Annotated in this window: 20 protein-coding genes; 12 read left to right on the top strand and 8 right to left on the bottom strand. The window is 65.2% G+C overall.

Going from position 1 to position 21,552, the window contains the following annotated elements; translation table 11 throughout:
* Nucleotides 1-7: 7 nt before the first annotated feature.
* The 3 genes from AB7P10_RS02395 to AB7P10_RS02385 form a co-directional block, all read right to left on the bottom strand.
* Nucleotides 8-1,123 (bottom strand): acyl-CoA dehydrogenase family protein, encoded by a 1,116-nt coding sequence (locus AB7P10_RS02395; RefSeq protein WP_428292245.1) that lies wholly within the window; start codon nt 1,121-1,123, stop codon nt 8-10.
* Nucleotides 1,124-1,133: 10 nt separating this feature from the next.
* The gene (locus tag AB7P10_RS02390; RefSeq protein WP_428292244.1) at nt 1,134-2,315 is read right to left on the bottom strand and encodes an acyl-CoA dehydrogenase family protein; all 1,182 of its coding nucleotides are present in this window, start codon (nt 2,313-2,315) and stop codon (nt 1,134-1,136) included.
* A gap of 79 nt (nt 2,316-2,394) precedes the next feature.
* Complete coding sequence (locus tag AB7P10_RS02385; RefSeq protein WP_428292243.1) at nt 2,395-3,126, bottom strand: YceH family protein; 732 nt, start codon at nt 3,124-3,126, stop codon at nt 2,395-2,397.
* Nucleotides 3,127-3,149: 23 nt separating this feature from the next.
* Between AB7P10_RS02385 and purN the strand changes: the two genes are divergently transcribed.
* On the top strand, nt 3,150-3,734 hold the full coding sequence (purN, locus tag AB7P10_RS02380) for a phosphoribosylglycinamide formyltransferase (RefSeq protein ID WP_428292242.1): 585 nt from the start codon (nt 3,150-3,152) through the stop codon (nt 3,732-3,734).
* A gap of 23 nt (nt 3,735-3,757) precedes the next feature.
* On the opposite strand, the gene AB7P10_RS02375 is transcribed toward purN, so the two are convergent.
* The gene (locus tag AB7P10_RS02375; protein ID WP_428292241.1) at nt 3,758-5,377 is read right to left on the bottom strand and encodes a peptide chain release factor 3; all 1,620 of its coding nucleotides are present in this window, start codon (nt 5,375-5,377) and stop codon (nt 3,758-3,760) included.
* Between the two features lie 49 nt (nt 5,378-5,426).
* On the opposite strand from AB7P10_RS02375, the gene AB7P10_RS02370 reads away from it, so the two are divergent.
* Both AB7P10_RS02370 and AB7P10_RS02365 read left to right on the top strand, forming a co-directional pair.
* Entirely contained in the window at nt 5,427-6,695 is a 1,269-nt protein-coding gene (locus AB7P10_RS02370) for an RsmB/NOP family class I SAM-dependent RNA methyltransferase (protein ID WP_428292240.1), read from the top strand.
* A 169-nt stretch (nt 6,696-6,864) separates the two neighbouring features.
* Nucleotides 6,865-8,091 carry a DesA family fatty acid desaturase gene (locus tag AB7P10_RS02365; protein WP_428292239.1) on the top strand — a complete coding sequence of 409 codons (1,227 nt, stop codon included), beginning with the start codon at nt 6,865-6,867 and terminating at the stop codon, nt 8,089-8,091.
* A gap of 94 nt (nt 8,092-8,185) precedes the next feature.
* Here the strand turns inward: AB7P10_RS02365 and rpmG are convergent, their stop codons facing one another.
* The 3 genes from rpmG to trxB all read right to left on the bottom strand — a co-directional run bounded on the left by rpmG (nt 8,186) and on the right by trxB (nt 9,754).
* Nucleotides 8,186-8,356, bottom strand: coding sequence for a 50S ribosomal protein L33 (rpmG, locus tag AB7P10_RS02360; protein WP_066088635.1), 171 nt, complete (start codon nt 8,354-8,356; stop codon nt 8,186-8,188).
* 12 nt (nt 8,357-8,368) lie between these two features.
* Nucleotides 8,369-8,602, bottom strand: coding sequence for a 50S ribosomal protein L28 (gene rpmB, locus AB7P10_RS02355; protein WP_056269541.1), 234 nt, complete (start codon nt 8,600-8,602; stop codon nt 8,369-8,371).
* 204 nt (nt 8,603-8,806) lie between these two features.
* Entirely contained in the window at nt 8,807-9,754 is a 948-nt protein-coding gene (gene trxB / locus AB7P10_RS02350) for a thioredoxin-disulfide reductase (RefSeq protein ID WP_428292238.1), read from the bottom strand.
* A 155-nt stretch (nt 9,755-9,909) separates the two neighbouring features.
* Between trxB and AB7P10_RS02345 the strand changes: the two genes are divergently transcribed.
* From AB7P10_RS02345 to lysS, 9 genes are all read left to right on the top strand, one after another.
* Entirely contained in the window at nt 9,910-10,584 is a 675-nt protein-coding gene (locus AB7P10_RS02345) for a Crp/Fnr family transcriptional regulator (protein WP_428292237.1), read from the top strand.
* A gap of 80 nt (nt 10,585-10,664) precedes the next feature.
* Nucleotides 10,665-13,010, top strand: coding sequence for a DNA translocase FtsK (locus tag AB7P10_RS02340; protein WP_428292236.1), 2,346 nt, complete (start codon nt 10,665-10,667; stop codon nt 13,008-13,010).
* A 53-nt stretch (nt 13,011-13,063) separates the two neighbouring features.
* Nucleotides 13,064-13,699 carry an outer membrane lipoprotein chaperone LolA gene (lolA, locus tag AB7P10_RS02335; RefSeq protein ID WP_428292514.1) on the top strand — a complete coding sequence of 212 codons (636 nt, stop codon included), beginning with the start codon at nt 13,064-13,066 and terminating at the stop codon, nt 13,697-13,699.
* Nucleotides 13,700-13,734: 35 nt separating this feature from the next.
* Nucleotides 13,735-15,027, top strand: a complete 1,293-nt coding sequence (locus tag AB7P10_RS02330) for a replication-associated recombination protein A (protein WP_428292235.1) — start codon at nt 13,735-13,737, stop codon at nt 15,025-15,027.
* 230 nt (nt 15,028-15,257) lie between these two features.
* The gene (locus tag AB7P10_RS02325; protein WP_428292234.1) at nt 15,258-16,187 is read left to right on the top strand and encodes a branched-chain amino acid ABC transporter permease; all 930 of its coding nucleotides are present in this window, start codon (nt 15,258-15,260) and stop codon (nt 16,185-16,187) included.
* A gap of 18 nt (nt 16,188-16,205) precedes the next feature.
* A complete protein-coding gene (locus tag AB7P10_RS02320) occupies nt 16,206-17,303 on the top strand; it encodes a branched-chain amino acid ABC transporter permease (protein ID WP_428292233.1) in 1,098 nt (365 codons plus the stop codon).
* A gap of 13 nt (nt 17,304-17,316) precedes the next feature.
* The gene (locus AB7P10_RS02315; RefSeq protein ID WP_428292232.1) at nt 17,317-18,087 is read left to right on the top strand and encodes an ABC transporter ATP-binding protein; all 771 of its coding nucleotides are present in this window, start codon (nt 17,317-17,319) and stop codon (nt 18,085-18,087) included.
* A gap of 16 nt (nt 18,088-18,103) precedes the next feature.
* Nucleotides 18,104-18,820, top strand: a complete 717-nt coding sequence (locus AB7P10_RS02310; RefSeq protein WP_428292231.1) for an ABC transporter ATP-binding protein — start codon at nt 18,104-18,106, stop codon at nt 18,818-18,820.
* A 76-nt stretch (nt 18,821-18,896) separates the two neighbouring features.
* Nucleotides 18,897-20,450 carry a lysine--tRNA ligase gene (lysS, locus tag AB7P10_RS02305; RefSeq protein ID WP_428292230.1) on the top strand — a complete coding sequence of 518 codons (1,554 nt, stop codon included), beginning with the start codon at nt 18,897-18,899 and terminating at the stop codon, nt 20,448-20,450.
* A gap of 69 nt (nt 20,451-20,519) precedes the next feature.
* On the opposite strand, the gene rpoH is transcribed toward lysS, so the two are convergent.
* The gene (rpoH, locus tag AB7P10_RS02300; protein ID WP_428292229.1) at nt 20,520-21,467 is read right to left on the bottom strand and encodes an RNA polymerase sigma factor RpoH; all 948 of its coding nucleotides are present in this window, start codon (nt 21,465-21,467) and stop codon (nt 20,520-20,522) included.
* Between the last annotated feature and the right edge of the window lie 85 nt (nt 21,468-21,552).

Genomic DNA, 21,552 nt, shown 5'->3' with positions numbered 1-21,552 from the left:
TGGGGGATCAGGCGAACACGCCGGCCGTGTCCTGCATCCGGCTGGACACCTCCCCGAGGTGGTGCAGGGTGTCGCCGTGGCTCATCTCCAGCTGGGTCAGCTTCTTGAAGTAGTGGCTCACGATGTACTCGTCGGTCACGCCGATGCCACCGTGCAACTGCACCGCCTGCTGGCCCACGAAGCGCATGGCCGTGCCCAGCTGCACCTTGGCGCGCGCCATGGCGGCGCGGCGTTCCGCCGTGGGCGCGTTGAGCTTGAGGCTGGCGTAGTAGCTCATGGAGCGGGCCAGCTCCAGCTGCATCTTCATGTCGGCCACCCGGTGGCGCAGCGCCTGGAAGCTGGCGATGGTCACGCCGAACTGCTTGCGCGTGTTCATGTATTCGACGGTGATGGCCAGCGTCTTGTCCATCACGCCCACGGCTTCGGCGCAGGTGGCCGCGATGCCGATGTCCACGCCGTGTTCCAGCGCGGTCTGGCCGTCGGTGGTGATGAGCTGTGCGGGTGCGTCCTTCAGCGTCAGGTCACCGGCGCGGCCACCATCCTGCGTGCGGTGGCCGCGTGTGGCCACGCCCGTGGCGGTGCGCTCCACCAGGAACAGGGCAAGCTGGCCGCCGGCCATGGCGGGCACGATGAAGGCGTCGGCCTGGTCGGCCACCGGGACGAGGTTCTTGGTGCCCGACAGCGTCCAGCCCTTGCCCGCCTGGGTGGCGGTGGTGGCGCAGATGTCGAGCCGGTAGCGCGCCTTGCGTTCCTGCTGTGCGAGCACCACCAGCGCCTCGCCCGAGGCCACGCGTGGCAGCCAGCTGGCCTTGAGATTCGCGGGTGCGTAGCCGCCGAGCAGGCCCGAGGCGATCAGGGTCTGGGCGAGCGGTTCGAGCACGATGCCGCGGCCCAGCTCCTCCATCACCACCATGCCTTCGACCGGCCCCATGCCCAGACCGCCGTCGCCCTCGCTCACGTACAGGCCGGCCAGGCCGAGCTCGGCGAGTTCGCCATACGCGGCCCGGTCAAAGCCGCCCGCGGCCACGATGGCATTGCGCCGCTCGAAGGTGTAGGCCTTCTCCACCCACTTCTGAACGGCGTCGCGCAGGGCGGCCTGGTCGTCGGAAAAATCGAAATCCATGTGTGTCTCCTCAGCCCAGAACCGTCTGCGCGACGATGTTGCGTTGAACCTCGTTCGAGCCACCGTAGATGGTGGTCTTGCGCAGGTTGAAGTAGGTGGATGCCAGTGGCGCGTTGGCGTTGACACCGCCGGGGAAATCGCCCTGCCAGCCGGCCTCCATGGCTTCCTCGATGAAGGGCAGGCTGTAGGGGCCGGCCGCGAGCATCATGAGTTCGCTGTAGCGCTGCTGGATCTCGCTGCCCTTGATCTTGAGCAGGCCGGCGATGTCGAGCGAGTTCTTGCCCGACTTCTCGGCCGAGAGCACGCGCAGCACCAGCATTTCCAGCGCGACCACATCGACTTCGAGCAGCGCGATCTGGTCGCGAAAGCGAAGGTCGTCCCAGACGCCTTCGGCCTTGGCGATGCGCTTGAGGCGTTCGAGCTCGCGCTTGGCGCGGTTCACGTCGGCGATGTTGGTGCGCTCGTGGCTGAGCAGGTGCTTCGCGTAGGTCCAGCCCTTGTTCTCTTCGCCGATCAGGTTCTCGGCTGGCACTTCGACGTTGTCGAACCAGACTTCGTTGACCTCGCACTCGCCGTCCAGCAGCTTGATGGGGCGCACCGAGACGCCGGGCGACTTCATGTCGATCAGCAGGAAGGAGATGCCGGTCTGCGGCTTGCCTTCGTTGCTGGTGCGCACGAGGCAGAAGATCCACTCGCCATACTGGCCCAGCGTGGTCCAGGTTTTCTGGCCGTTGACGATGTACTTGTCGCCCTTGCGCTCGGCGCGGCATTTCACCGATGCGAGATCCGAGCCCGAACCGGGTTCGCTGTAGCCCTGGCTCCACCAGACCTCGCCGCTGGCGATGCCGGGCAGAAAGCGTTCCTGTTGCGCCTTGTTGCCGAACGCCATGATCACGGGCGCGACCATCACGGGGCCGAACGGCACCACGCGGGGCGCTCCCGCCAGGGCACACTCTTCCTCGAACAGGTGCTTCTGCACGGCGTTCCAGCCCGGGCCGCCGAATTCCTTGGGCCAGCCCCAGCCGAGCCAGCCCTTCTTGCCCAGAATCTTGGCCCAGCGCTGCATGTCGTCGCGTGTGAGGCGCAGGGCGTTGTGGACCTTGTGGGAAATCTCGGCGGGCAGGTTGGCCTTGACCCAACCGCGGATCTCCTCGCGAAACGCCTGTTCCTCGGGCGTGAATGCCAAATCCATGGGATGTCTCCTGGTGGCCGGCACCGCGGAGGTGCCGGCAAATTGAACAACGCCGGCCAGTTTCGCACGACCGTTCGTTTTATGGCTGTCCGGGCTGCGACAAGCCGAGCTGCTCGTTCAGATTCTGCAGCTGGTCCTGCAGGGCGGCCACGGTGTTTTCCAGCGTGGCCAGGCGCCGGGTGAGGGCAATCAGTTCGTCTTCGGTGGCAGCACTGCCCTGGGTGGACGGGTTCGTCGTCAGGGCAGCCACATCCACGGGACCGCACAGCAGGTGGGCCCAGCGCTGTTCGCGCGCGCCCGGTGCGCGCGGCAGCTTCACCACCAGCGGGCCGCCCTTGTCTGCGCTGCGCTCCTGCAGTTCTTCCAGAAAGCCATCGACCGAGGCGATGTCGAGGAACTTGTACCAGCGCTCGGTGTTCAGGCGCAGTTCACCGGCGGTCTGCGGGCCGCGCAGCATCAGCATGCCCAGCAGCACGGCCGACTGGTCGGGCACGCCCGCCGCGCGGGGGAAGTTGTGTTCGTAGCGCGTGACGCGGCTGCCGCTGCCCTCAAGCACCATGTGCAGGCTGCGCAGCGTGTCGAGCGCCTCCAGCACAGCGGCATCGGCCAGGTTCATCACCGGCTCGCGGCTGGACTTCTGGTTGCAGCCCGTCACCAGCGCGTTGAGCGTCAGCGGGTAGCTGTCGGGCACGGTGCGCGCCTTTTCCATCAGGGTGCCGAGCACGCGTGCCTCGGCCGGTGAGAGCGGGCGCTGTTGAAAATCATGGCCGCGCGGGCGGCCGGCTGAGGAGGTCTGCAGGTCTGAGGTCATTACACTTCCCGGCCATGTCTGGCGTGAACAAAAACATCGTGATTCTGATCTCCGGCAGCGGATCCAACATGGCTGCCATCGTGGAGACCGCCCGGACGCAGCGCTGGCAGACGCGCTTTGGCGCGCGCGTGGCGGCCGTGATCAGCAACAAGGCCGCCGCCCAGGGGCTGGTGTGGGCGAAAGCGCAAGGCATCGCCACCGCCGCGCTGGACCATACCGCCTACGCCAGCCGCGAAGATTTTGATGCCGCCCTGATGTCCGGGATCGATCGGCACGAACCCGGGCTGGTGGTGCTGGCCGGCTTCATGCGCATCCTCACCCCAGGTTTCGTGCGGCACTACGAAGGCCGCCTGGTCAACATCCATCCCAGCCTGCTGCCCGCCTTCACCGGACTGAAGACACACCAGCGCGCGATCGACATGGGCTGCCGCTTTGCCGGTGCGACGGTGCACCGTGTGACCAGTGAGCTCGATCACGGCGAGATCCTGGACCAGGCGGTGGTGCCGGTGATGCCGGGCGACACCGCCGAGACGCTGGCCGCGCGGGTGCTGACGCAGGAGCACCTGATTTACCCGCGGGCGATCGAGGCGCTGCTGCAGAAAGGTTGAGGGGTCCGCAAGTTGCGCGCGGACTACATCGACTTGTGAAAAACCAGGCCCGCGTGCTCGCGCATCGCGTGGAACTTGATCTTCGGCCAGTTGGCCTCGACCGCGCGCAGTGTGGCCGCATGGTCCACCAGCAGCGTGGGCGCGTCCACCGCGTCGAGCGCCACGCGGTGGCTGTTGGCGTCGATGAATTTCTTGAGTTCGATCTCGCCGCCGTCTTCGGGCGCGCAGGTCACCCAGCGCGCCACCTGGTAGGGGCTGTTCATGATGCGTGCCTTCACGCCGTACTCGTGCTCCAGCCGATGCGCGACCACCTCGAACTGCAACTGGCCGACGGCGCCAAGCAGCAGCACCGAGCCCGCCACCGGGCGGAACACCTGGATCGCGCCCTCCTCACCGAGCTGGGTCAGGCCGGCGCGCAACTGCTTGCTGCGCAGCGGGTCGGCCACTTCCACGCTGCGGATGATCTCGGGGGCGAAGAAGGGCAGGCCGGTGAACTGAAGGTTCTCGCCCTCGGTCAGCGTGTCGCCGAGTTGCAGCACACCGTGGTTTGGAATGCCGATGATGTCGCCGGCAAAGGCTTCGTCGAGCAGCTCGCGGCGCTGCGATAGGAAGCTGACCACCGTGTTGGGCCTGAGGTCCTTGCCCGAGCGCACCACCCTGAGCTTCATGCCGCGCTCGAAATGGCCGCTGGCCATGCGCACGAAGGCGATCCGGTCGCGGTGCGCCGGGTCCATGTTGGCCTGGATCTTGAACACCACGCCGCTGAATTTGGGTTCCTCTGGTTTGACGACGCGTTGCAGCGCGGGCCGCTCGCCGGGCGGCGGTGCCAGGTCCACCAGTGTGTCGAGCACCTCGCGCACGCCGAAGTTGTTCACCGCCGAACCGAACAGCATCGGCGTCTGTTTGCCGGCGAGGAACAGTGCTTCGTCGAATGCGGGCGAAGCACCTTCGACCAGCTCCAGCTCGTCCCTGGCCTGCTGGAACTCGGCGCCGAAGCGCTTCATGCTCTCGGGGTTGTCCAGCCCGGCCAGCACGTCCTCGTCGCCACCGCGGCGGTCTTCGCCGGCGGCAAACACGCGCATCTGGTCGGTGCGCCGGTCGAACACGCCGCGGAAGGTCTTGCCCATGCCCACCGGCCAGGTGAAGGGCACCACTGTCATGCCGAGCTCGCGCTCGATTTCGTCCATCAGGTCCAGCGGGGCCTGCACCTCGCGGTCCATCTTGTTCACGAAGGTGAGGATGGGCGTGTTGCGCGCGCGGCAGACCTGCAGCAGGCGCCGGGTCTGGGGTTCCACGCCATTGCCGGCGTCGATCACCATCAATGCCGCGTCCACGGCGGTGAGCACGCGGTAGGTGTCTTCGCTGAAGTCCTGGTGACCGGGCGTGTCCAGCAGATTGATCACGCAGTCGCGGTATTCCATCTGCATGACCGACGAGGCGACAGAAATGCCCCGCTGCTTCTCGATCTCCATCCAGTCGCTGGTGGCATGGCGCGCGGCCTTGCGTGCCTTCACGCTGCCCGCGATGTTGATCGCGCCCGAGAACAGCAACAGTTTCTCGGTGAGGGTGGTCTTGCCCGCGTCGGGGTGGGAAATGATGGCGAAGGTGCGCCGGCGGCGCACCTGTTCGGAGATCTCGGACATAACCGCGCATTATCGGGGACGCGCCATGCCCGATGGGACAATACCGGCCATGCATCCCAAAGCCCTTCTGGACGAAAGCGCCCGCCTGATCGAACAGGTGTTCAGGTTCGAGCAACCTGCCGACGCGGTTGTCGCCCGCCACTTTCGCGAAAATCGGTCACTGGGCCCTCGTGAACGCGCCACCTTGTCCGACACCGTGTACGCCATCTTGCGCGAGCGCCTGAAACTGGAGTGGCTCGCGCGTTCGGGCAGCGGCTCCAAATGGCGCCGACTGGCCATCCTGGCCTTTCCCGGCGACCGCGACTTCATCAAGAGTGCATTGAGCGAGCCGGAGAAGACCTGGCTCGACCACTGTGATGCCGTGACCGACGCCGAATTGATGGCGCCGCACCGTCACAACCTGCCCGACTGGCTGGCCGAGGCGCTGCGTGAACAGGTGGGTGGCGAGTTCGATGCGCTGGTGGCCAGCCTGAACCAACCCGCGCCGCTGGACCTGCGTGTGAACCCGCTGAAGTCGAAACGAGAGGGGGCGCTCACATCTTTGAAGTCGGCGGGATTGGTTGGGGCACCCACGCCCTATTCGCCAATGGGGATCCGCCTGCAGGGCAAACCCTCGCTGGCCAAGGTGCCTGCTTTTGTTCAGGGCGAGGTGGAAGTCCAGGACGAGGGATCCCAGCTGCTGGCCCTGCTGGTGGACGTCAAACGGGGCGAGATGGTGGTGGATTTCTGCGCCGGCGCGGGCGGCAAAACGCTGGCCATCGGTGCGGCCATGCGCAACAGCGGCCGGCTCTATGCCTTCGACACCTCGGGCCACCGGCTGGATGCGCTCAAGCCGCGGCTGGCGCGCAGCGGCCTGTCCAACGTGCATCCGGTCGCCATTGCCCACGAGCGCGACGACCGCATCAAGCGCCTGGCCGGGAAGATCGACCGCGTTCTGGTGGATGCGCCCTGCTCAGGCCTGGGCACGCTGCGCCGCAGCCCTGACCTGAAATGGCGCCAGACGCCCGCCACGGTTGCCGCCCAGGCCGAACTGCAGAAGGCGATCCTGCACAGCGCGGCGCGCCTGCTCAAGCCGGGCGGGCGGCTGGTGTATGCCACCTGCAGCCTGTTGCCCCAGGAAAACGAAGCCGTCGCGCAGGCGTTTGAGCAGGCCCATTCCGATTTCGAACCCCTGGCGGTTGCGGACCTGCTGGCCGCCATGCAGGTGGGGGAGGCCGCCGCGCTGTGTTCGGGCGAACAAGGCCGCTGGCTGCGGCTTTGGCCTCATCGGCATGCAACGGACGGCTTTTTTGCTGCCGTCTGGCGGAAAAGGCCTTGAAAATCCGTCAATTCTCTTGATCTGAGCCAGTAAGTTTTCATCCGGTGTGGGCCATGGGTTGGTGATTTGCCCCCCCCTCCCTTAAAATCCCGACTTCGCTGGCCCACACCGCCCATGGGTCTGGCCTTGACACATTCCTGCGACCCTCGGGCGGTCTTATAGGACATCCATGATTTCTTCCGATTCCGGAACCTTTTCCCAAGTATGGGACGGCCTGATCCAGTTCCTGGACCAGGGCCTGACGGGCGCCACCTGGTGGCAGGCCATTCTGGTTGCCCTGCTGCTGGCCCATGTCACGATCGCCAGCGTCACCATCTTCCTGCACCGCCACCAGGCGCACCGTTCGCTGGACCTGCACCCCATCGCGTCGCATTTCTTCCGCTTCTGGCTCTGGCTGACCACCGGCATGGTCACCAAGGAGTGGACCGCCATCCACCGCAAGCACCACGCCAAGTGTGAACATGAAGGTGATCCGCACAGCCCGGTGGTGTTCGGTATCAAGAAGGTGTTCTATGAGGGCAGCGAGCTGTACCGCGCCGAGGCGAAGAACCAGGAAACCCTGGAGCGCTATGGCCACAACACCCCGAACGACTGGATTGAAAAGCACCTATACACCGGCCGCTCGCGCCTGGGCGTGAGCCTGATGCTCATCATCGATGTGGCGCTGTTCGGCGCGCTGGGTCTGACGGTCTGGGCGATCCAGATGATCTGGATTCCCCTTACCGCCGCCGGCATCATCAACGGCATCGGCCACTGGTGGGGCTACCGCAACTTCGAGGCCGCTGATGCCAGCACCAACGTTTCGCCCTGGGGCATCCTGATCGGTGGCGAAGAGCTGCACAACAACCACCACACCTACCCGACCTCGGCCAAGCTGTCGGTCAAGCCCTACGAATTCGACATCGGCTGGATGTACATCACCCTGTTGAAGTCCGTCGGGCTGGCTTCCGTGAAGAAGGTGCCGCCCAAGATGGCCTACGGCGTCGTGCGACCCGTGGCCGACGAAAAGACGCTGGAAGCCATCATTGCGAACCGCTACGAGGTGATGGCAGGGTATGCGCGTGAAATGCGCGCCGCATGCAAGCGCGAGATCCAGACGCTGCGCGAACGCCGTGGCGATGCCACCGTGCTCCAGGCCGCGCGCCGCTGGCTGCACCGCGACGACGACAAGGTGCCTGCCAGCGTCAAACCGCAACTGGCCCAGGTGCGCGCCGAGCATCCGGTGCTCGACAAGATGGTCACCATGCGCGAAGAGCTGCGCGCACTTTGGTCCAGCACCAACGCCACCCGCGAGCAGCTTGCCGCGGACTTGCAGGCGTGGTGCCGCCGCGCCGAAGAAAGTGGCATTGCCGCGTTGCAGGAATTCTCCATCAAGCTGCGCTCGGCCCACGCCTGAACAATGCCTGGCCCGCGCCGCGCCTGCGGCGCGGCTGAATGAAAAAAGCCCGCTGTTTTCACAGCGGGCTTTTTTTGTCGGGGAAAGGGCTCGATTACTTGAGCTTGATTTCCTTGTAGTCCACGTGCTTGCGGGCCTTGGGATCAAATTTCTTGATCAGCATCTTGTCCGGCGTGGTCTTCTTGTTCTTGGTGGTGGTGTAGAAGTGGCCGGTTCCAGCGGTGGACTCCAGCTTGATCTTCTCGCGTGTGCCTTTGGTTGCCATGTTCGGTTCTCCTTAAGCCTGACCGCGTGCGCGCAGGTCGGCGAGCACAGCGTCAATGCCGTTTTTGTCGATCAGGCGCAGGGCAGCGCCGGAAACGCGCAGGCGCACCCAGCGGTTCTCGCTCTCGACCCAGAAGCGGCGGTATTGCAGGTTCGGCAGGAACCGGCGCTTGGTTTTGTTGTTGGCGTGGGAAACGTTGTTCCCGACCATGGGCTTCTTGCCCGTAACGTCGCAGACGCGTGCCATGAGGACACTCCGATCATTTCAAACAGCTGCTGGCCGCGAACCGGAGTGGTCTCCGTGCTGGGCGCATCAGCCTCACCTCGCCAGGAAAGGGTGGCGGTAACCCGTGGATCTGCTTCGTGCCCGGGCAAGCCGGTAAATCTCAGCAAAGCCCGCAATTATAGCCAAAGAGCAACCCGCCGGCGAGCACGGGCCGTTCCGAAGGGCTCAGGCCGCGTTCTGCTCCAGGAATCGCTGGGCATCCAGGGCAGCCATGCAGCCGGTGCCGGCGCTGGTGATGGCCTGGCGGTAGACGTGGTCCTGCACGTCGCCAGCGGCAAACACCCCGGGCACGCTGGTCATGGTGGCCATGCCCTGCAGACCCGAGCGGGTGGTGATGTAGCCATCCTTCATGTCCAGTTGGCCTTTGAAGATGTCGGTATTGGGCTGGTGGCCGATCGCAATGAAGCAGCCCTTGACCGCCAGGTCTTCGGTGGCACCGGTTTTCACGCTCTTCAGCCGCACGCCGGTCACGCCGGTCTGGTCGCCCAGCACCTCTTCCAGGGTGCTGTGCAGCTTGAGTTCGATCTTGCCGGCAGCCACCTTGTCCATCAGCTTGTCGACCAGGATGGCCTCGGCCTTGAAGGTGTCGCGCCGATGCACCAGCGTGACCTTGCTGGCAATGTTGGACAGGTACAGGGCTTCCTCCACAGCGGTGTTGCCACCGCCGACCACGCTGACTTCCTGCCCGCGGTAGAAGAAACCGTCGCAGGTGGCGCAGCCTGACACGCCCTTGCCCATGAAGAGCTCTTCCGATGGCAGGCCCAGGTACTTGGCCGACGCTCCGGTGGCGATGATGAGGGCGTCACAGCTGTACTCGCCGCTGTCGCCCTTGAGCACAAACGGGCGTTGGCTGAAGTCGACCGTGTTGATGTGGTCGAAGATCACTTCGGTGTTGAAGCGCTCGGCGTGCGCGAGGAAGCGTTGCATCAGGTCGGGGCCCTGCACGCCTTCTGCGTCGGCGGGCCAGTTGTCCACATCGGTCGTGGTCATGAGCTGGCCACCTTGGGCGATGCCGGTGATGAGCACGGGGTTGAGGTTGGCGCGCGCCGCGTAGACGGCGGCCGTGTAGCCGGCAGGGCCTGAACCCAGGATGAGGACTTTCGCGTGTTTCATGTTCATCGCCTCATCGAATTTGAGGCCAAGTGGTTTAGAGTAGGTGGTTATTTGGGGGCGCCCGGGCTCGAATCCAGTGCGACAGAGCGCCCAATGAGTGCGAATCATTGTATGAAAGAGCGCGGTCCGCGCCGTCCCAACAAAGGAATACACGCATGTCCCTCCTGTCCAATCTCGATCTGATCCGCCGGGTGCCGTTGTTTTCCACGCTCACCCAGGCGCAGGCCGAATCGGTGGCCGACTCGGTGATCAAGCGGCGTTTCAAGCGCGGGGAGTGCATCGTCGAGCAGGGCAAGAAATCCAATTGCCTGGCCATCGTGCTGACCGGGCGCGCGCGCGTGGTGACAACGGACACGCGGGGCCGCGAGGTGATCCTGGCCACGATGAATCCCGGCGACTATGTGGGCGAGATGAGCCTGATCGACAACCAGCCGCATTCGGCCACGGTGCGCGCGGAGGTGCAGACCGATGTGCTGATCCTGGGGCGCACCGAATTCGCGCGTTGCCTGCCCGAGAACACGTCGATGGCGTACGCGGTCATGAAGGGCCTGGTACAGCGCCTGCGCCACGCCGACCGAAAGATCGAGTCGCTGGCCCTGATGGATGTGTACGGCCGGGTGGCGCGCGCGCTCCTCGAGTTTGCCCACCCCGACAAGGACGGGGTGCTCACCATCAAGGAAAGGGTCTCCCGGCAGGACGTGGCCAAGATGATCGGCGCGTCGCGCGAGATGGTCAGCCGTGTCATGAAAGACCTTGAGGACCGGGGCTTCATCGAGGTGACGGAAGACGGCAGCACCGTCATCAAGGAACGCCTCAATTCGCTCGGTTGAGCGCGCTGGCCAAGGCGGCCGGCATCGCCCGAAAGGGCGGGCTCATGGGGTAAGCTAGCCGCTGGAATTCAGCGAGGCCTATGACTTACTCTCTCAACACCCTCAACGCCGAGCGCAACAGCGCGAGTCCGGCGGGTGTGTCCCGGTTTGCCCAGGAGATCGGATTGGTGCTGGGCGCCGCCGCCCTGGCTTTCTGGCTGCTCGCGCTATTGAGCCATTCGCTGGCCGACCCAGCCTGGAGCACCACCGGCTCGTTGGCCGAGCCGGGCAACTGGGGCGGGCACCTCGGCGCCCTGCTGGCGGACTGGAGCTATTACCTGCTCGGTTTCTCGGTGTGGTGGCTTTTTCTGGTGGGCTTGCGGGCTTGGCTGTCGGCGCTCGCGCGCTGGATTCGCGGCGCACCGCCCGAGCAGGTCACCGCAGCCCGCTTCTGGCGCCGCCCCTGGGCCCGCCGCAGCCTGTTCTGGCTGGCACTCGCGACCCTGGTGGTGGCCAGCGCGGTACTGGAATGGAGCCGCCTGTACCGCCTCGAATCGCTGCTGCCGGGTCATGCGGGTGGCGTGCTCGGACATGCGCTGGGCCCCCTTGCCACGTGGTGGTTGGGGTTCACGGGTTCGGCGCTGGCCATGCTGGCGTTGTTGCTCGTGTGTCTGCCGACGGTATTCCGCTTTTCCTGGGGGCACTGGGCCGAGGAAGTCGGGCATACGCTTGATGGCTGGTTTGAGGCCCGGCGCGAGAAGCGCGAAGCGGTGGAGGACCAGCGCATTGGCGAGAAGGCTGCGCGCGAACGCGAAGAGGTGGTGAAGGTCGAGCGGGTGGAAATCGAGGAGCACCATCCCACACCCGTGGTGATCGAACCCACGCTGGTGGATGTTCCCAAGAGCGAGCGCGTGGCCAAGGAGCGCCAGAAGCCGCTGTTCACCGAGTTGCCCGACAGCAAATTGCCTCAGGTGGACCTGCTCGACAGTGCGCCGTCGCACCAGGCGGGTGTGGACAGCCAGACGCTGGAGATGACCAGCCGGTTGATCGAGAAGAAGCTCAAGGACTTCGGTGTCGAGGTGCGTGTGGTGGCGGCGGCACCTGGCCCGGTCATCACGCGCTACGAAATCGAGCCCGCCACTGGAGTGAAGGGGTCGCAGATTGTCAACCTCGGGCGCGATCTGGCGCGCTCGCTGTCGCTGGTGTCGATCCGCGTGATCGAGACCATCCCGGGCAAGAATCTGATGGCGCTGGAGCTGCCCAACGCCAAGCGCCAGACCATCAAGCTGAGCGAGATTCTCGGCTCGCAGGTCTACAACGACGCGAAGTCCATGCTGACCATGGGCCTGGGCAAGGACATCGGCGGTCAACCCGTGGTGGCCGATCTGGCGAAGATGCCGCACTGCCTCGTGGCCGGCACGACGGGTTCGGGCAAGTCGGTGGGCATCAACGCGATGATCCTGTCGCTGCTGTACAAGGCCGATGCGCGCGACGTGCGCCTGCTGCTGATCGACCCGAAGATGCTCGAGATGAGCGTGTACGAGGGCATCCCCCATCTGCTCGCGCCGGTGGTTACCGACATGAAGCACGCGGCCAACGGCTTGAACTGGTGCGTCGCGGAGATGGAGAAGCGCTACAAGCTCATGAGCAAGATGGGCGTGCGCAACCTCGCCGGCTTCAACACCAAGATCGACGAGGCCGCCGCGCGCGGCGAGATCATTGGCAACCCATTCAGCCTTACGCCCGAGCAGCCCGAGCCGCTGGAGCGCTTGCCCTACATCGTGGTGGTGATCGACGAACTGGCCGACCTGATGATGGTGGTGGGCAAGAAGATCGAGGAACTCATCGCGCGTCTGGCCCAGAAGGCACGCGCCGCGGGCATTCACCTCATTCTTGCCACGCAACGCCCCAGCGTGGACGTAATCACCGGCCTGATCAAGGCCAATATCCCGACGCGCCTGTCCTTCCAGGTCAGCAGCAAGATCGACAGCCGCACCATCCTCGACCAGATGGGCGCCGAGAGCCTGCTCGGCATGGGCGACATGCTGTACATGCCCTCGGGCACGGGTTTTCCGGTTCGCGTGCACGGCGCGTTCGTGAGCGACGACGAAGTGCACCGCGTGGTGGCCTACCTGAAAGAGCAGGGGGGCGAGCCGAACTACATCGATGGCGTGCTCGAAGGTGGCACGGGCGATGGCGAGGGTGGCGACCTCTTTGGCGAGGGCGGCGGCGAGGGCGGCAACGGCGAGAAGGACGCACTTTATGACCAGGCGGTCGAGATCGTGCTCAAGGACCGCAAGGCCAGCATCTCCTATGTGCAGCGCAAGCTCAAGATCGGCTACAACCGCGCCGCGCGTCTGCTGGAAGACATGGAAAACGCCGGCCTGGTGAGCGCGCTCACCTCCAGCGGCCAGCGCGACATCCTGGTGCCCTCGCGCGGGGAATGAGTGGCACAGTGCTGCAACCAACCGGGCGCGACCGGATCAGACCTTCCATGATCATCAGACAAGTCCTAACCTCCTGCGCACTCGCCCTGGCCGCGCTTACCGCCCGGGCCGATGGCCTGCAAGACCTGGAGCGATTCCTGCGCGAGGTCGATAGCGGCAAGGCCACGTTCACGCAGGTGGTGACTTCGCCCAAGCGCGCGAACGAAACCATGGCGCGCAGCAAGACGTCCAGCGGTCGCTTTGAGTTTCTTCGCCCAGGCCGTTTCCGTTTCGAGTACGCCAAACCGTTCGAACAGACCATCGTGGCCGACGGCCAGACCCTGTGGCTGCATGACGTGGACCTGAACCAAGTGACATCACGCTCGCAGAAGGACGCCCTGGGCAGCACGCCTGCGGCGCTGATCGCGGCGGGCACCGATCTCAAGGGGCTCTCGGAAGCGTTCGAACTCAAGTCCGGAGCCGCTCGAGACGGCATGGAATGGCTGGAGGCGCGCCCCAAGGACCGCGATGGCCAGCTCCAGATGGTGCGCGTGGGTTTTCGCCAAGGGCAACTCGCCGTGCTGGACATCGAGGACAGCCTGGGCCAGCGCTCCGTGCTCACCTTCCGCGATTGGCAGGCCAACGCACCTCTGAAGCCGGCGGACTTCACGTTCCAGCCGCCGGCCGGCGCCTCGGTCATCCGGCCCTGAACGGCGCTGTCGCCTGCGCTGGACTGAACACCGCCGTGCCTGCCGCGAGTTCACACGTCCCCCTGGCCGAGCGGTTGCGCCCGCGCACCCTGGCCGAGGTGATCGGCCAGCAGCACATGCTGGGCGAGGGCATGGCGCTGCGTCTGGCGTTTGAGTCCGGCCAGCCCCACAGCTGCATCCTCTGGGGTCCGCCGGGTGTGGGCAAGACCACGATCGCGCGCCTCATGGCCGATGCCTTCGACGCGCAGTTCCTGACCATCAGCGCGGTGCTGGGCGGCGTGAAGGACATCCGGGACGCAGTCGAGCGCGCTCAGGCTGCGCGCGATGGCCTCACCGCCCAACGCACCATCCTGTTCGTCGACGAGGTGCACCGCTTCAACAAGAGCCAGCAGGACGCTTTCCTGCCCCATGTGGAGAGCGGCCTGTTCACCTTCATCGGAGCCACCACCGAAAATCCCTCATTCGAGGTCAACTCGGCCCTGCTTTCGCGTGCAGCAGTCTACGTGTTGCAGCCGCTGTCGCAGGACGATCTGCGCCAGATCGTGACCAAGGCGCAGGCCATTGACGCCGTCCCGGCGATTGAGGCAGCCGCCATCGATCGCCTGATTGCCTATGCCGATGGCGACGCGCGGCGCCTGCTCAACACGCTGGAAACCCTGGCCGTGGCGGCCAGCCGTGAACAGCTCCCCGAAGTCACCGATGCCTGGCTGCTCAAGGTGCTGGGTGAGCGCATGCGCCGCTATGACAAGGGGGGCGAGCAGTTCTACGACACCATCAGCGCCCTGCACAAAAGCGTGCGCGGCTCCGATCCGGATGCCTCGTTGTACTGGTTCGTGCGCATGCTCGACGGCGGTGCAGATCCGCGCTACATGGCGCGCCGGCTGATCCGCATGGCCAGCGAGGACATTGGCCTGGCCGACCCGCGCGCCCTGCGCCTGGCGCTGGACGCCGCCGAGGTTTACGAGCGCCTCGGCAGCCCCGAAGGCGAACTGGCCCTGGCCGAATGCGTGGTCTATCTGGCGGTGGCGCCCAAGAGCAACGCGGTCTACAAGGCTTTCAACGCAGCGAAGGCATTCGTGAAGAAAGACGGGACCCGCCCGGTGCCCATGCATCTGCGCAACGCGCCGACCCAACTCATGAAGGAACTGGACTACGGCAAGGGCTACCGCTATGCCCACGATGAAGCGGACGGCTTCGCCGCGGGCGAGCGGTACCTGCCCGATGGCATGCCCGACCCCGGCTTCTACCGGCCGGTGGAGCGTGGGCTGGAGTTGCGCATCGCCGATAAGCTGCGCGAGCTCAAAAAACTCAACAATCAAAATAACTAATGCATCACCAATCGCGCTGATGCGATCTGGGGAGATGCATCCAAACAAGGGTTAACCCGCGCCCGCTAAGGGCTTACACGCATGCTGGCCCCAAAAGTGCCTCATTACAATCCGTCCACCAACCCGCAGTCTGTCCTGTTTCAAGGTCAGGTCTGGCGGGTTTTTTGCTAGGTTGAGGTGGGCCAGCGCCACAAGCGTTCCCCGGCCTGTCATACACACGGAGAATCTTCATGGAAGTTTTGCTTCAGCAGATCATCAATGGTCTGGTGCTGGGCAGCATGTACGCGCTGGTGGCCCTTGGGTACACCATGGTGTACGGCATTATTGGTCTGATCAACTTTGCGCACGGTGACGTGCTGATGGTAGGTGCCCTGACCAGCTGGACCGTCATCGGCTGGATGATGGAGGCGTCCACCGGCCTGCCGACCTGGCTGGTGCTTTTTATGGCCACCATGATCGCCATGCTGGTGTGTGCGGTACTGAACTTCGCCATCGAGAAGCTGGCCTACCGGCCCCTGCGCAACTCGAACCGGCTCGCCCCCCTGATCACCGCCATCGGCATGTCGCTGCTGCTGCAGACCTTCGCCATGATCATCTGGGAGCCCAATCCCAAGTCCTACCCCTCCATGCTGTCGCGCGAGCCGATTGCCGTCGGAGGCGCCGTCATCTCGGTGACGCAGGTGGTGATCCTGGCCACCACGGCCATCACGCTGAGCTTCCTCATGTGGCTGGTCAACCGCACCAACCTGGGCCGCGCCATGCGCGCCACGGCGGAGAACCCGCGCGTGGCCGCGCTCATGGGCATCAAGCCCGACGTGGTCATCTCGGCCACCTTCATCATCGGCGCCATGCTCGCGGCCATCGCGGGCGTGATGTGGGCGTCCAACTACGGCACGGTGCAACACGCCATGGGTTTCATGCCCGGGCTCAAGGCCTTCGTGGCGGCGGTCATGGGCGGCATCGGCAACCTCGCCGGCGCGGTCGTCGGAGGCGTTGCGCTCGGCTTGATCGAGTCCCTTGGCGCCGGCTACCTTGGCCAGCTCACCGGCGGTGTGCTGGGCAGCCAGTACGTGGACATCTTTGCCTTCATCGTGCTCGCCCTGGTGCTGACGCTGCGCCCCTCGGGCCTGCTCGGCGAACGCGTGGCGGACCGCGCCTGAGCGATGAGGAGAACCGACATGATGAACACCAAAACCGGGAAACTCATTGTCTTCCTTCTGGCCGCCGTCGCCCTGATGGTGCTGCCCCTGTTGCTGCAGGCCACAGGCAGCAACTCCTGGGTCCGCATCATTGATCTGGCGCTGCTGTACGTGCTGCTTGCGCTGGGCTTGAATATCGTGGTGGGCTATGCCGGCCTGCTGGATCTGGGCTACATCGCCTTCTATGCGGTGGGCGCCTATCTCTATGGCCTGCTCGCCTCGCCGCACCTGGCGGACACCTTCGCCGCCATCCGCGCCACATTCCCCGACGGTGTGCACGTCAACATCTGGCTGGTGATGATCGCCGCGGCCGGGGTCGCTGGCATCGTCGGCATGATCCTGGGTGCGCCCACGCTCAAGCTGCGCGGCGACTACCTGGCCATCATCACGCTGGGCTTCGGCGAGATCATCCGCATCTTCCTGCTCAACATGGACCGGCCGCTGAACATCACCAACGGCCCCAAGGGGCTGAGCCAGATCGATGCCCTGACCGTTTTCGGCATCAACATGGGACAGCGGCAGACGATTTCGATCGGCGACTGGAGCTACACCTTCCAGCCGGTGACGATGTACTACTACCTGTTCCTGTTCTTCGTGATCCTGTCCGTGGTGCTGTCCTACCGCTTGCAGGATTCGCGCATCGGTCGCGCCTGGATGGCCATCCGCGAGGACGAGATCGCCGCCAAGGCTATGGGCCTGAACACGCGCAACCTCAAGCTGCTGGCCTTCGGCATGGGTGCCACCTTCGGCGGAATGTCGGGCGTGCTGTTCGCGTCCTTCCAGCGCTTCGTCTCACCCGAGTCGTTCGCGCTGATGGAATCCGTGATGGTGGTGGCCATGGTCGTGCTCGGCGGCATCGGCCACATACCGGGCGTGATCCTGGGCGCGCTGGTGCTGGCCGGCCTGCCCGAGGTGTTGCGCCATGTGGCCGGGCCGCTGGGCGAAATGACCGGCGGGCGCCTCGGCCCAGAAGTCCTGCGCCAGTTGCTGATTGCGCTGGCGATGGTGATCGTGATGCTGCTGCGTCCCAAGGGTTTGTGGCCTGCGCCCGAGCACGGCAAGTCCTTGAGCAAGTGACGGGAGACAACAGATGAGCGACACCATTCTCAAGGTAGCGAATGTTTCCAAGCGCTTCGGCGGCCTGCAGGCCCTGAGCGACGTGGGCATTGAAATCCAGCGCGGTCAGGTCTATGGCCTGATCGGTCCCAACGGCGCGGGCAAGACCACCTTCTTCAACGTGCTGACCGGCCTGTACACGCCCGACAGCGGTTCGTTCGAGCTCGCCGGCAAACCCTACACGCCCAGTGCGGTGCACGAGGTGGCCAAGGCCGGCATTGCCCGTACCTTCCAGAACATCCGGCTGTTCGCCGAGATGACCGCGCTGGAGAACGTGATGGTCGGGCGCCATGTGCGCACGCATTCCGGCCTGATCGGCGCGGTGTTGCGCACGCCCGGCTTCAAGCGCGAGGAGGCGGCCATCACGGCGCGCGCACGCGAACTGCTGGCCTACGTCGGCATCGAGAAGTTCGCCGACTACAAATCACGCACGCTCAGCTACGGCGACCAGCGCCGGCTGGAGATCGCACGAGCCCTGGCGACCGACCCGCAACTGATCGCGCTGGACGAACCCGCCGCCGGCATGAACGCCACCGAAAAGGTGCTGCTGCGCGAGCTGATCGACCGCATCCGCAAGGACAACCGCACCATCCTTCTGATCGAACACGATGTGAAGCTGGTGATGGGCCTGTGCGACCGCGTCACCGTGCTCGACTACGGCAAGCAGCTGGCTTCCGGAACGCCCGCCGATGTGCAGAAAGATCCCAAGGTGATCGAGGCCTACCTCGGCACCGGTGGCCACTGACCAAGGACCGACACAAATGGCAAACACACTTCTCAAAGTCAGTGGCCTGAAGGTCGCGTACGGCGGCATCAAGGCCGTCAAGGGCATCGATCTCGAGGTGCGCGAGGGCGAGCTGATCTCGCTCATCGGCTCCAACGGTGCGGGCAAGACCACCACCATGAAGGCCATCACCGGCTCGCTCGGCTACGAGGCCGGCAACATCGAGTATCTCGGGCAGAGCATCAAGGGCAGGGGCGCGTGGGACATGGTCAAGCAGGGCCTGGCCATGGTGCCCGAGGGCCGGGGCGTGTTCACCCGCATGTCGATCACCGAGAACCTGCAGATGGGTGCCTACATCCGTGGCGACAAGGCGGGCATTGCGCAGGACATCGAGCGCATGTTCGGCATCTTCCCGCGACTCAAGGAGCGCAAGGACCAGCTCGCCGGCACCATGAGCGGCGGCGAGCAGCAGATGCTGGCCATGGCGCGCGCGCTCATGAGCCAGCCCAAGCTGCTGCTGCTGGACGAGCCTTCCATGGGGCTCTCGCCCATCATGGTCGACAAGATCTTCGAGGTCGTGCGCGACGTGTCCCAGCAGGGCGTGACCATCCTGCTGGTGGAGCAGAACGCCCGCCGCGCGCTGCAAATCGCCGACCGTGGCTACGTCATGGATTCGGGCGAAATCATCATGACCGGCAACGGCCGCGACATGCTCGACGACCCGAAGGTCCGCGCCGCGTATCTGGGCGAATAGGGCGGTTCGGGCCGTTGCCGGCCCGAAAACTACAATCATGGGTTGCGCACTTCGGTGCCCAACCCATTTTTCATTCATGACCCAAGCCCAAACCACTGACGCCAGCGCGCCCGCGCAAGACCAGAACCAGCTCATCGCCGAACGCCGCGAGAAGCTCAAGGCCCTGCGCGAGGCCCAGAAACAGGGGCAGGGCGTGGCGTTCCCGAACGACTTCAAACCCGCCGACAAGGCCGCCAACCTGTTCGCGCGCTTCGGCGAGAGCACCAAGGAAGCCCTGGAGGCCGAGCCGGTGCGCGCCAGCGTGGCCGGGCGCATGATGCTCAAGCGCGTCATGGGCAAGGCCAGCTTTGCCACGCTGCAGGACGCGTCCTTTGGCCCCTCGGGCGGCCGCATCCAGATCTACCTGAACAACGACAGCGTGGGCGAAGCGCTGCACAACACCTTCAAGCACTGGGACCTGGGCGACATCGTCGCCGCCGAGGGCGTGCTCATGCGCACCCGCACGGGCGAGCTCACCATCCACGCCGACCGCATCCGCCTCATCACCAAGAGCCTGCGCCCGCTGCCCGACAAGTTCCATGGCATCCACGACCAGGAGATCAAGTACCGCCAGCGCTACGTGGACCTGATGACCGACGAGTCCGCGCGCAAGCGCTTCGTCGCGCGGAGCCAGGCCCTGTCCAGCATCCGCGATTTCATGGTGAGCCACGGCTTCCTCGAGGTGGAAACGCCGATGCTGCACCCGATCCCGGGTGGCGCCAACGCCAAGCCCTTCAAGACGCACCACAACGCGCTCGACCAGGAGATGTTCTTGCGCATCGCGCCCGAGCTTTACCTCAAGCGCCTGCTGGTGGGCGGGTTTGACCGCGTGTTCGAGATCAACCGCAACTTCCGCAACGAAGGCATCAGCGTGCGGCACAACCCCGAGTTCACCATGATGGAGTTCTACGCGGCGTACTGGAACTACCAGGACCTGATGGACTTCAACGAGCAGCTGATCCGACACGTGGTCAAGCAGGTGCGTGGCGACGAACCCCTGACCTACCAGGGACAGCCGGTGGACGTGATGTCTCCATTCGAGCGCCTGACGATCCGCGAGGCGATTCAGAAGTACACCGACGCCGGTGACCGCGTGGACGACGCGGCCTGGCTGCAGGCGGAACTGCGCAAGCTGGGCATGAGCGAGGAGAAGCACCAGCTGTCCACCCGCAGCCTGCCCAGCCTGCAGGTGCTGTACTTTGAGGAAAAGGTCGAGGACAAGCTCTGGAACCCGACCTTCATCATGGACCACCCGACCGAGATCTCGCCGCTGGCGCGCGCCAACGACGCCAACCCCGCGGTGACCGAGCGCTTCGAGCTCTACATCACTGGCCGCGAGTTCGGCAACGCCTTCTCCGAGCTCAACGACGCCGAGGACCAGGCCGCGCGCTTTCAGGCCCAGGCCTCGGCCAAGGACGGCGGCGACGACGAGGCCATGCACTTCGACGCCGACTACATCCGCGCGCTCGAGTACGGCATGCCGCCCGCGGGCGGCTGCGGCATCGGGATCGACCGCCTGATGATGTTGCTGACCGACAGCCCGAGCATTCGCGACGTGATCCTGTTTCCCGCGCTGCGCCGGGAGCACTGAGACCGAGCGCAATCACCATGAAAGAAGCCGCCCTTGGGCGGCTTCCTTTTGTCCGGCGCTTGAAACCGATCAGGCGTACGCGGCCAGCGCCTTGCGCATCTTCTTCATGGCCGCCACCTCGATCTGGCGCACCCGCTCGGCGCTCACGCCGTATTCGGCCGCCAGCTCGTGCAGTGTCATGCCGCCGGAGCCATCGTCGTTCACCTTGAGCCAGCGCTCGCTCACGATGCGGCGCGAGCGCTCGTCGAGTTCGCTCATGGCCTGGGTCACGCCCTCGGTGGCCAGGCGGTCGCGCTGGGCCGACTCCAGCATCGCGGTCGGCTCGTGGGTGGCGTCGGCCAGGTAGGCGATCGGGCCGAAGCGGTCTTCACCGTCGTCGCCCGGGGCCGGGTCCAGCACCACGTCGCCGCCCGAGAGGCGGGTTTCCATCTCGCGCACTTCTTCCGGCTTGACATTGAGTTCGCGCGCCATCACGCCCACTTCGTTGTCGGACAGCACCTCGCGGTGGGTGTCACCGTCCAGCGCGTCGGCCCGAAAACCCTGCTTGCGCGAGCGCAGGTTGAAGAACAGCTTGCGCTGCGCCTTGGTCGTGGCCAGCTTGACCATGCGCCAGTTCTTCAGGATGTATTCATGGATCTCGGCCTTGATCCAGTGCATGGCGTAGCTCACCAGGCGCACGCCCTGGTCCGGGTCGAAGCGCTTGACGGCCTTCATCAGGCCGACATTGCCTTCCTGGATCAGGTCGCCGTGGGGCAGCCCGTAGCCCAGGTACTGGCGGGAAATCGACACCACCAGCCGCAGGTGCGACATCACCAGCTGGCCCGCGGCCTCCAGGTCGTTGTCGTCGCGCAGGCGGCGCGCGGCCTGCTGCTCCTGCTCCAGCGTGAGCAGCGGCAGGCGGTTCACCGCGGAGATGTAGGCGTCCAGGTTGCCCAGGGGCGGCACCAGCGCCCAGGGGTTCGCCACGGCGAGCGAGCCGTTGGCGGCGGTGGCAACAGGGGCAAGCGAATGGGACATGTGAATACCCTCCTCAGGTGGTCTGCCAAGAATATTAGCACTCTCTGTGAGTGAGTGCTAAAGCAGAAGTTCCTTGTCCGACAGG

Origin of the sequence: Hydrogenophaga sp. (assembly GCF_050182545.1) — a bacterium.
Classification (GTDB): domain Bacteria; phylum Pseudomonadota; class Gammaproteobacteria; order Burkholderiales; family Burkholderiaceae_C; genus Hydrogenophaga.
The sequence above is the reverse complement of the archived record's forward strand: the minus strand, read 5'-3'. Positions and strand labels throughout refer to the sequence as shown.

What these genes read in the sequence shown, in the direction of transcription:
- AB7P10_RS02395 (WP_428292245.1), bottom strand. Translation starts at nt 1,123, where the DNA reads ATGGATTTCGATTTTTCCGACGACCAGGCCGCCCTGCGCGACGCCGTT.
- AB7P10_RS02390 (WP_428292244.1), bottom strand. Translation starts at nt 2,315, where the DNA reads ATGGATTTGGCATTCACGCCCGAGGAACAGGCGTTTCGCGAGGAGATC.
- AB7P10_RS02385 (WP_428292243.1), bottom strand. Translation starts at nt 3,126, where the DNA reads ATGACCTCAGACCTGCAGACCTCCTCAGCCGGCCGCCCGCGCGGCCAT.
- AB7P10_RS02375 (WP_428292241.1), bottom strand. Translation starts at nt 5,377, where the DNA reads ATGTCCGAGATCTCCGAACAGGTGCGCCGCCGGCGCACCTTCGCCATC.
- AB7P10_RS02370 (WP_428292240.1), top strand. Translation starts at nt 5,427, where the DNA reads ATGCATCCCAAAGCCCTTCTGGACGAAAGCGCCCGCCTGATCGAACAG.
- AB7P10_RS02365 (WP_428292239.1), top strand. Translation starts at nt 6,865, where the DNA reads ATGATTTCTTCCGATTCCGGAACCTTTTCCCAAGTATGGGACGGCCTG.
- rpmG (WP_066088635.1), bottom strand. Translation starts at nt 8,356, where the DNA reads ATGGCAACCAAAGGCACACGCGAGAAGATCAAGCTGGAGTCCACCGCT.
- rpmB (WP_056269541.1), bottom strand. Translation starts at nt 8,602, where the DNA reads ATGGCACGCGTCTGCGACGTTACGGGCAAGAAGCCCATGGTCGGGAAC.
- trxB (WP_428292238.1), bottom strand. Translation starts at nt 9,754, where the DNA reads ATGAAACACGCGAAAGTCCTCATCCTGGGTTCAGGCCCTGCCGGCTAC.
- AB7P10_RS02345 (WP_428292237.1), top strand. Translation starts at nt 9,910, where the DNA reads ATGTCCCTCCTGTCCAATCTCGATCTGATCCGCCGGGTGCCGTTGTTT.
- AB7P10_RS02340 (WP_428292236.1), top strand. Translation starts at nt 10,665, where the DNA reads ATGACTTACTCTCTCAACACCCTCAACGCCGAGCGCAACAGCGCGAGT.
- AB7P10_RS02325 (WP_428292234.1), top strand. Translation starts at nt 15,258, where the DNA reads ATGGAAGTTTTGCTTCAGCAGATCATCAATGGTCTGGTGCTGGGCAGC.
- AB7P10_RS02320 (WP_428292233.1), top strand. Translation starts at nt 16,206, where the DNA reads ATGATGAACACCAAAACCGGGAAACTCATTGTCTTCCTTCTGGCCGCC.
- AB7P10_RS02315 (WP_428292232.1), top strand. Translation starts at nt 17,317, where the DNA reads ATGAGCGACACCATTCTCAAGGTAGCGAATGTTTCCAAGCGCTTCGGC.
- AB7P10_RS02310 (WP_428292231.1), top strand. Translation starts at nt 18,104, where the DNA reads ATGGCAAACACACTTCTCAAAGTCAGTGGCCTGAAGGTCGCGTACGGC.
- lysS (WP_428292230.1), top strand. Translation starts at nt 18,897, where the DNA reads ATGACCCAAGCCCAAACCACTGACGCCAGCGCGCCCGCGCAAGACCAG.
- rpoH (WP_428292229.1), bottom strand. Translation starts at nt 21,467, where the DNA reads ATGTCCCATTCGCTTGCCCCTGTTGCCACCGCCGCCAACGGCTCGCTC.